At 54.3% G+C, this 8,104-nt stretch carries 7 protein-coding genes; all 7 read right to left on the minus strand.

The window, feature by feature from the left end:
• On the minus strand, positions 1–174 hold a 174-nt coding region (locus GX030_09015), incomplete at its 3' end, for a UDP-N-acetylglucosamine 1-carboxyvinyltransferase (GenBank protein NLV92513.1).
• A gap of 24 nt (positions 175–198) precedes the next feature.
• Positions 199–1,578 (minus strand): UDP-N-acetylmuramate--L-alanine ligase, encoded by a 1,380-nt coding sequence (locus tag GX030_09020; protein NLV92514.1) that lies wholly within the window; start codon positions 1,576–1,578, stop codon positions 199–201.
• Positions 1,579–1,767: 189 nt separating this feature from the next.
• Positions 1,768–2,844 (minus strand): putative lipid II flippase FtsW, encoded by a 1,077-nt coding sequence (gene ftsW, locus GX030_09025; GenBank protein NLV92515.1) that lies wholly within the window; start codon positions 2,842–2,844, stop codon positions 1,768–1,770.
• A gap of 60 nt (positions 2,845–2,904) precedes the next feature.
• Positions 2,905–3,876: a phospho-N-acetylmuramoyl-pentapeptide-transferase gene (locus GX030_09030; protein ID NLV92516.1), complete on the minus strand. Its 972-nt coding sequence runs from the start codon at positions 3,874–3,876 to the stop codon at positions 2,905–2,907.
• A gap of 57 nt (positions 3,877–3,933) precedes the next feature.
• Positions 3,934–5,352 carry a UDP-N-acetylmuramoyl-tripeptide--D-alanyl-D-alanine ligase gene (locus GX030_09035; GenBank protein NLV92517.1) on the minus strand — a complete coding sequence of 473 codons (1,419 nt, stop codon included), beginning with the start codon at positions 5,350–5,352 and terminating at the stop codon, positions 3,934–3,936.
• Positions 5,291–6,838, minus strand: coding sequence for a UDP-N-acetylmuramoyl-L-alanyl-D-glutamate--2,6-diaminopimelate ligase (locus GX030_09040; GenBank protein ID NLV92518.1), 1,548 nt, complete (start codon positions 6,836–6,838; stop codon positions 5,291–5,293). Before GX030_09040 ends, GX030_09035 begins: the two co-directional genes overlap by 62 nt.
• 61 nt (positions 6,839–6,899) lie before the next feature.
• The coding region (locus GX030_09045; GenBank protein NLV92519.1) for a PASTA domain-containing protein at positions 6,900–8,104 on the minus strand (1,205 nt) is incomplete at its 5' end.

Genomic DNA, 8,104 nt, shown 5'->3' on the forward strand with positions numbered 1-8,104 from the left:
GCGTAAGACCTTGGCCATGCTGTGAACATCGGCAATATCGGGTACATTGCTGATTACAAATCGGCCCTGCCCCATCAAAGTAGCTGCCATCAGCTTAAGAACCGCGTTTTTCGCGCCGCTGACCCGAACTTGACCGGAAAGGGGTTTGCCACCTTCTATCACCAGTTGATTCATCATGATCACTCCATCCCAAAGTGGCTAACGGCCTGAAGCAGCAGCCTGAACTGATGCGGCATCATCTAAGAGAAATTGCTCCCCGACCTTGCGAATATCCCCGGCGCCCATGACAATCACCAGGTCTCCCGGTTGCCGAACCTCCCTCAGCGCCCCTACCACTCCCTGATGGTGACCGGCATAGATTACATGATTGTGATACTTCGCGGTTTCCGTGGCCAGCAACTGACCGGAAATTCCTGGAATTGGGGCTTCAAAGGCCGGGTAAATATCGGTTAACACCACGACATCAGCGTCGGCAAAGGCCGAGGCAAAGTCTGTCAAGAAAAACTTGGTGCGGGAATACCGGTGGGGCTGAAATACCGCCACCACCCGACGATCTAACTCCTTCGCAGCAGTCAAGACGGAGCGAATTTCTGTGGGATGGTGGGCATAATCGTCGACGACCAAGACGTCGTCCTTCATTCCCAGAATCTCAAATCTCCGCTTGGCGCCATGGAAATTCCGAAGCGCCTCGAATATTCTTTCTTTGGGAACACCGTAGCGCCTAGCCGTAGCAATGGCTGCAAGGGCATTGACTACGTTGTATTTGCCAGGGACACTCAGTTCAAAGGTTCCGTAATACTCCCGCCCCAGAAATACATCAAAGGTTGAACCCAATCCCATCAGGTGCACCATTTTTGCACTGATGTCGGGTTCCCCTGTCAGGCCATAGGTGATCACCGGCTTCGATGTGCGCTCCACTAGCTTCTTGACATTGGGACAGTCGGTACAGACTACTGCTGCACCATCATCGGGTAGCTGCTCAAGAAATCGGTGGAAGGATGCAAGGATGTGGTCTAAATCTTTGTAGTAGTCCATGTGCTCGGAATCAATATTGGTAACTACCGCGGTATGACAGGGTAGTTCTAAGAAAGACCCGTCGCTTTCATCGGCCTCTGCTACCATAATGTCACCGGAGCCGTATACCGCGTTGCTGCCTAAGTCTCCTACTTCTCCGCCAATGGCAACGGTTGGATTCAGCCCTGCCGTGGTTAAAATCATGGAAATCATGGAGGTGGTAGTGGTCTTGCCATGGGTTCCAGACACTGCAATACCCCGATGATTCGCCATCAATCGCCCCAACATTTGCGCTCGGCTGATGACGGGAATCCCCCTTTGATGTGCGGAAACCAGCTCGATATTGTCCTTGGGGATTGCCGTGGATGCCACCACGATCTCCGCATCACCGAGATTAGCAGCATTGTGCCCAATAGTGATCCGGGCACCTAGTTCTTCCAGACCTACGATTTTGTCGTTACGAACCAGGTCGGATCCTGAGACTTGATGCCCCATCTTGAGTAGAATCTTAGCAATTCCACTCATTCCCACCCCACCAATGCCAACGAAATGTGCTCTCATCATCTCATCCCCTGCCGCGGAAGTCTTTACCTTGTTTCCTTCTCAACTGATAGTCCCATGCACGGTTCATCCTATGCCACTACCTAGTAATCGGTTACTACCTCTGGCAAGCTTGTCTCCCATGTACAGAAAAGATAACCCCTCGTCGAGCTATCAGACGAGGGAAGCAAGCACACTACCAATGAAAGACAACTAATTACGTCGAGATGAGGCACCGGCCTGAGAGATGTTGAGCAAGATCCCAATACCCGCCAGAGTAGTGACCAAGGAGGAACCGCCGTAACTAATCAAAGGCAGCGTGATTCCCGTTACCGGCAGGCTCCCAGTAACCACTCCGATATTCAGAATGGCCTGAAATCCGATCATGCCCGTAATTCCCATCGCCAATAGGGTGCCGAAAAGGTCCGGCGCATACAGGGCAATACGCACTCCCCGCCAGACCAGCAAGGCAAATAAGACTGCGACGGTGAAGGTGCCAACAAAGCCTAACTCCTCACCTAGGACCGCAAAAATAAAGTCAGTATGTTGTTCGGGAAGGTAGAAGAATTTCTGCCTTCCTGCCCCCAATCCCACTCCAAATAGCCCACCGGATCCAATGGCAAGGAGAGATTGAATCACATTCCAACCGGAGTCCGCGGGATCGGCCCAGGGGTCAATAAAGGCCAGGATTCGCTCCATCCGATAGGGTTCCAAGTAAATAAGTAGACCGGCCAGGGGAATACTGGCCAATCCGATGACAACAAAATGAAGGACCCGAGCACCGGCGGCAAAAAGCACCACTAACACACTACACATAATGGCGATGGAAGTGCCAAAGTCCGGTTCTAACATCACCAAGATAATGGCGGCGCCTGTCAGAGCAAGGGGCGGGAAAAAGCCCTTCCACCAAAATCTCATCTCTTCCCGCTTCACCGAGGCATAGGCGGCGGCGAAGTTGATCAGGGCGAGCTTAGCAACTTCCGAGGCCTGCAGATTCATAAAACCCAAATCGATCCACCGCTTTGAGCCATAGACTTCACGACCGATGATTAACACTAGCACCAGAAGAACAAAGGAGACGGCAAGTCCCAAGATCGCGACCCGTTTGTAGATGCGGTAGTTTAGACGCATAGTGATAAACATTAGGACTAAGCCAAGAACCACTGCTATCAGTTGTCGCTTGAGATAATGGTAGGCATCCTGGGTCTCCCTTAAGGCTGTGACGGAGCTGGAGCTAAAAACCATCACCACTCCAATAGCCAAAAGCAGCACGACGATCAAAAAGAGCATGATGTCAGGGGCTTGCTTGGTTTTTCCTGCCACTGTCTTCCCCCCATCCTCCTGGCTGAACTATCTAAGTAACGGCGGCAACCCCAACAAACCGATAATGGCAAACACAAACCCAATGATCCAAAAGCGGAAGGTCACCTTGGTTTCCGGCCAACCAACAAGCTCAAAGTGGTGATGCAAGGGACTCATCCGAAAAATACGCCGTCCTCCAGTGAGCCTAAAATATGTAACTTGAAGCATCACCGACAGCATCTCAATCACAAATAATCCTCCGACAATCAACAGGAAGAAGGGGGTGTTGGACAACACACTGATTGCACCCAAGGCTGCGCCCAAGCCCATAGAGCCGGTATCTCCCATAATCACCTGAGCGGGATGGGAATTGTACCAGGAAAAACCCAAACAGGCTCCGGCAACGGCCGCCCCGAAGATTGCCAAGTCCCAGCGCCCCAAAGCCACACAAATAATTGCCAAGGCAACGGAGGCGATGGCCGTTGCACCTGCAGCTAACCCGTCTAGTCCATCGGTGAAATTGACGGCATTGGCCGTTCCCGCCATCACGCCAATCACCAGTAATAGATATAGCCATGGGGGCAGATTAAGAACTAGGTTGGTAAAGGGTATGTAAAGGCCAATCCCTTGGCTGCTTTGCAGCATATAAAGTCCCAGCAAAACAGCCAGGACAACTTGACCCAAGAGCTTATCTCGAGCTCGCAGGCCAAGGGATCTTCTTTTCACTACGATAATATAGTCATCGATCAAGCCGATTAGCCCAAACCCTAAGGTAACAACCAAGGCGCTGATCACATCTAAGCTATCGGGCTGAAAGATCAAGGTGGCCACCGTGGTAGCCAACAAGATCATGATCCCGCCCATGGTGGGAATTCCCGTTTTTTTCAGATGGGACTTAGGGCCCTCAGACCGCACCGTCTGCCCGAATTTGAGCCTGCGTAGATACCAGATCACCGCCGGCCCCGAAATGATAGCCGTAGCAAAGGCCACGATAGCAGCATAAATAATTCTCATGTCCATTCAGTACATCCCCTTTGACTCTCGGTGGCCCCAAAGAGTTCTTGTCACTTCCTACCCCTAATCAACATCCGCTTCCTTGAAACCATTAACCACTGCCTCCAGACCAACGCCCCGAGAGGCCTTCACCAAGATCACCCTTGCCTGCCAAGGCAGACTCAAAGTCACGGTCCTTGCCTCGGTGGCATCGGCACAAAGGTGAATTCGGTCGGCAGGCATTCCCGCCTCCCTTGCTCCCTGAGCCATGAGCTCGGCAAATTCTCCAACGACAATCAGCCTTTCCGCCCCACTCTTTCCGGCGTAGCAACCCACTTGGCGATGGGCCGATTCCGCCAGATCCCCTAACTCCAGCATATCTCCCAGCACCAGCCATAGGGGTTTGTCCCGTTCCATCTGAGCCACGGTATCGATGGCCGCCTCCATGGCCGCCGGGTTGGCGTTATAGGCGTCATTGACCAGCACTGTTCCATTAGGCAGTGTCGCCACTTCCATTCGCATCGGCGAAGGAGAATAGTTGGCCAGGCCCCTAACGGCCTCCTGAACCGTCAATCCGCAGGCCACTCCGGCTAATATGGCTGCCGCCCCATTGCTGGCATTGTGAGCGCCAGGGATTGGAACTACAGCTTCGTACCTGCTTCCCAAGTAGGCAAAATCCATCACGATTCCCCGCTGCCCCTTCGCCGTCACCTGCAGAATCTGCAAGTCAGCCTGTGGGCTTTTTCCGAAGGTCAAGACGGAACATCTGGCATCCTCTGCCAGACTCATAACCAGGGGATCATCGGCGTTGAGAATCCCATAACCCTCCCGGGGTAAAGCTTGGATGAGCTCCCCCTTGGCCGCGGCAATGGCCGACATCGACCCCAGAAGTTCTAAGTGCACGGGATGGACATTGGTCACAATCCCAACGGTAGGCACCGCAATCTGGGCCAAGGCCGCGATCTGCCCTGAGCCCCGCATCCCCATTTCTACCACTAGGGCTTCATGGGTCTGATTCAGCTCCAGCAGTGTCAATGGAAGGCCAATTTCGTTATTGAAATTACCCGGTGTTTTTAACGTGGGGTAGCGCGTTGACAAAACCCCGGCAGTCAAGTCCTTGGTAGTGGTCTTGCCTGCACTCCCAGTGACAGCCACCACCGGCAGGGAAAACAACCGCCGATACTCTCGGGCCAGCTGCTGTAGGGCCAATAGAGTATCCTCGACTACCAAAAGGGCGGTGTCATTGAGCCCTGAATCGGCAAGCTCTGCCCTAATTCTATGCAGCTGGCCTTGCTCGCAGACTAGCCCCAAAGCCCCAGCTCTAGCGGCCGCAAGGGAAAAATCGTGTCCGTCGAACCTCTCTCCCCGCAGAGCCCAAAAAATCTCACCGGGCCGAACCTGGCGGGAATCCGTGGTGATATCGTAAACTACAGACTCTCTGTCACCGGTCACCAGCGCAGCTCCTGCCAGCTCTGCTATCTGGGCCAGGGTCATCGGTTCCATTATCTATCCTCTCCTTGTTTGCGATGGCGGCTCTGGCTACTTCCCGATCGTCAAAATGAATGCTGCGATCCCCGAAGATTTGATAGGTTTCATGCCCCTTACCGGCGATCAAAACCAGATCTCCCGATTGGGCCCGGTCAATGGCTCGAAAGATTCCCTGCTTCCGGTCAAGGACAATCTCATAGGGTGGAGGCTCCTCCACCTGTAATACTCCTTGCTCAATGTCTTGACAGATAGCTAGGGGGTCCTCCTGCCGCGGGTTGTCGGAGGTAATGACAACGTAGTCCGCTAGCTTGGCAGCAATGACTCCCATCTCAGGCCGCTTGCCCCGATCCCGGTTGCCGCCGCAGCCAAAGGCCACGATTACCTTTCCGGTGGTAAGGGCTCTGGCCGTCTGCAGCACATTCTCTAGACTATCGGGAGAATGGGCATAGTCCACGACCACAACAAAGTCCTGACCCAAATCCACCACCTCAAAGCGTCCATCGACACCGGAGACGCCCTCTAATCCAGCCACAATGGCATCAAGATCTAGGTTCAGGGCTAGAGCAGCGGCCGCGGCCGCGAGAGAGTTGTACACATTAAACATACCGGTAAGACGCATGTTCACCGACCGGGTTCCCGAGGAAGTCACCAACTGATAGCTAACCCCAGTGGGGGCTACTACCACGTCCCGTGCCTTAACACCGGGATTTCCCTCAATACCATAGGTGAGGACAGGAACGGAAGTCTTCTTGATTATTTCTCCGCTGTGGGCAGCATCGGTGTTAATCACCGCACAGGCCCTCTTGCCCTGGGTACCCAGGCCTTGGAAAAACCTGGTCTTGGCGGCTAGATAGTGCTCAAAGGTCTGGTGGAAGTCGAGGTGATCTCGACTGATATTAGTAAAAACTCCTAGGTCAAAGGCTGTACCAATGGTGCGCCCAAGCTCCACTGCGTGGGAGGATACCTCCATGACAGCATGGGAACAGCCCTCCTTTACCATATCGGCCAACAGCCGCTGCAGGTCCAAGGATTCTGGCGTAGTCCGGGAGGAATCTATCACCCGATCCTTGATCAAGTTCTGATTAGTGCCGATCAGACCAACACTGCTGCCCGCCGCCTCCAAGATAGCCTTGATCAAGTAAGTCGTAGTGGTCTTGCCCTTGGTGCCTGTTACTCCGATCACCGTTAGCCGGGAGGCAGGATCGCCGTAGAAGCAGGCACCAGCCAGCCCCATCGCCCGGCGGGAGTCTGCGACCTGGATAGTAACAATCCCTGGTGGTACTTCCACGGGCTCACTGTGAACAATGGCGACAGCTCCGGCGGCAACAGCCTCCCCGACGTAGAGGTGACCATCGGTGGCAAATCCTTTGATGCAGAAAAATATCTCTCCGGGACGAACCTGGCGTGAATCGTAGCTCAGTCCCGAGACGGTGATCTCCTCCGACGGCGGGCCGCCGACGGCTATGGGCTCGATGGCTTGGAGTATCCTTGATAATTTCATCTTTCTCGCCCTTTCCAGGCTGACACTTCATGGTGTATTATGCCTTGTCCGTAAAAATCTCTTACTCAAACTTCACCTGCACTGTGGCCTGTTCTGGAACCAAAGTACCGGCTTCTGGCACTTGGACCACCGCGGCACCACTTCCCGTCACCTGCAGCCTCAGGCCCAACCGGGTCAGTTTTTCCGCAGCGTCACGAATACTTAAACCGATTACCGAAGGCACCTCCACCAAGGGTCGTGACTCCACCTGTGACTGCCAATCCTCGGTAATTAGCTGAACGGTGGTTCCGATGGGAACCTCGGCGCTGGGTTTAGGAACTTGATCCAACACAATCTCACCGCTTCCCTGCACTTCAGACCGCAGGCCGGCGTTGCGCAGCAACTTCTCCGCCTCACTGCGGGAGTAGTTGCGGACATTGGGAACTACCGAAAGTCTCTCGCCGGTGCCGGTGGTCTTGGGGCTGACGGGTCTGTCTACCCTTTTCTTGACCCCAAGGTGCTCCAAAGCATCCTCGACCACAGCGCTAAAGACCGGAGCTGCGATGACTCCACCATAGACTTGCCCCTTGGGATGATATAAGACCACCAATCCCGCGATCTTGGGGTCATCAACGGGGGCAAATCCCACAAAGGACGATATCCTTTCGCTGCCATATCCTCGCCCATCGGTACGGGCCACCTGGGCCGTTCCCGTCTTGCCGGCAACTCGGTAACCTTCAATCTCCGCTTGACCTCCGGAACCATTGACCACCACAGACCGCATCACCCCGGCAAAGGCCTTGGCCACATCGGAAGACAGTACCTGACGCCCCTCCTGGGAAGCAAAGGACTTAATCAAATTACCATCTTTGTCCCGAATTTCTCGCACAAAGTGGGGACGAAGGGCCACGCCATCGTTGGCTATGGTGGCCGCGGCCTGCAACAGCTGCAGCGGAGTCACCGCGATGCCTTGACCGAAACCGACGTTTGCCCACCGAGCCACTTCACCGAACTTGACCTGTCCCGGTACCGGCACCAAGCCCCCAGCCTCGCCGGGAAAATCTACTCCCGTGGGCTTCCCGAAGCCGAATTTCGTGATGTATTCATAGAATTTCTCGGCACCTAGCAATTCGGCACCCAGGATGGCAAAGACAGGGTTACAGGAATTTTCCGTCGCAGTGACAAAATTCTGCGCTCCGTGCCCTCCTGCTCGCCAACAGTGCACCGTAACTCCCCCGATTTTCAGCTCCCCAGAGTCAAAGAAGGGGGTGTTTAAAGTGACCACGC

The organism is Bacillota bacterium (assembly GCA_012727955.1).
Lineage (GTDB): Bacteria > Bacillota > Limnochordia > DTU087 > JAAYGB01 > JAAYGB01.

What these genes read in the sequence shown, in the direction of transcription:
- ftsW (NLV92515.1), bottom strand. Translation starts at nt 2,844, where the DNA reads ATGCTCTTTTTGATCGTCGTGCTGCTTTTGGCTATTGGAGTGGTGATG.
- GX030_09035 (NLV92517.1), bottom strand. Translation starts at nt 5,352, where the DNA reads ATGGAACCGATGACCCTGGCCCAGATAGCAGAGCTGGCAGGAGCTGCG.
- GX030_09030 (NLV92516.1), bottom strand. Translation starts at nt 3,876, where the DNA reads ATGGACATGAGAATTATTTATGCTGCTATCGTGGCCTTTGCTACGGCT.
- GX030_09020 (NLV92514.1), bottom strand. Translation starts at nt 1,578, where the DNA reads ATGATGAGAGCACATTTCGTTGGCATTGGTGGGGTGGGAATGAGTGGA.
- GX030_09040 (NLV92518.1), bottom strand. Translation starts at nt 6,838, where the DNA reads ATGAAATTATCAAGGATACTCCAAGCCATCGAGCCCATAGCCGTCGGC.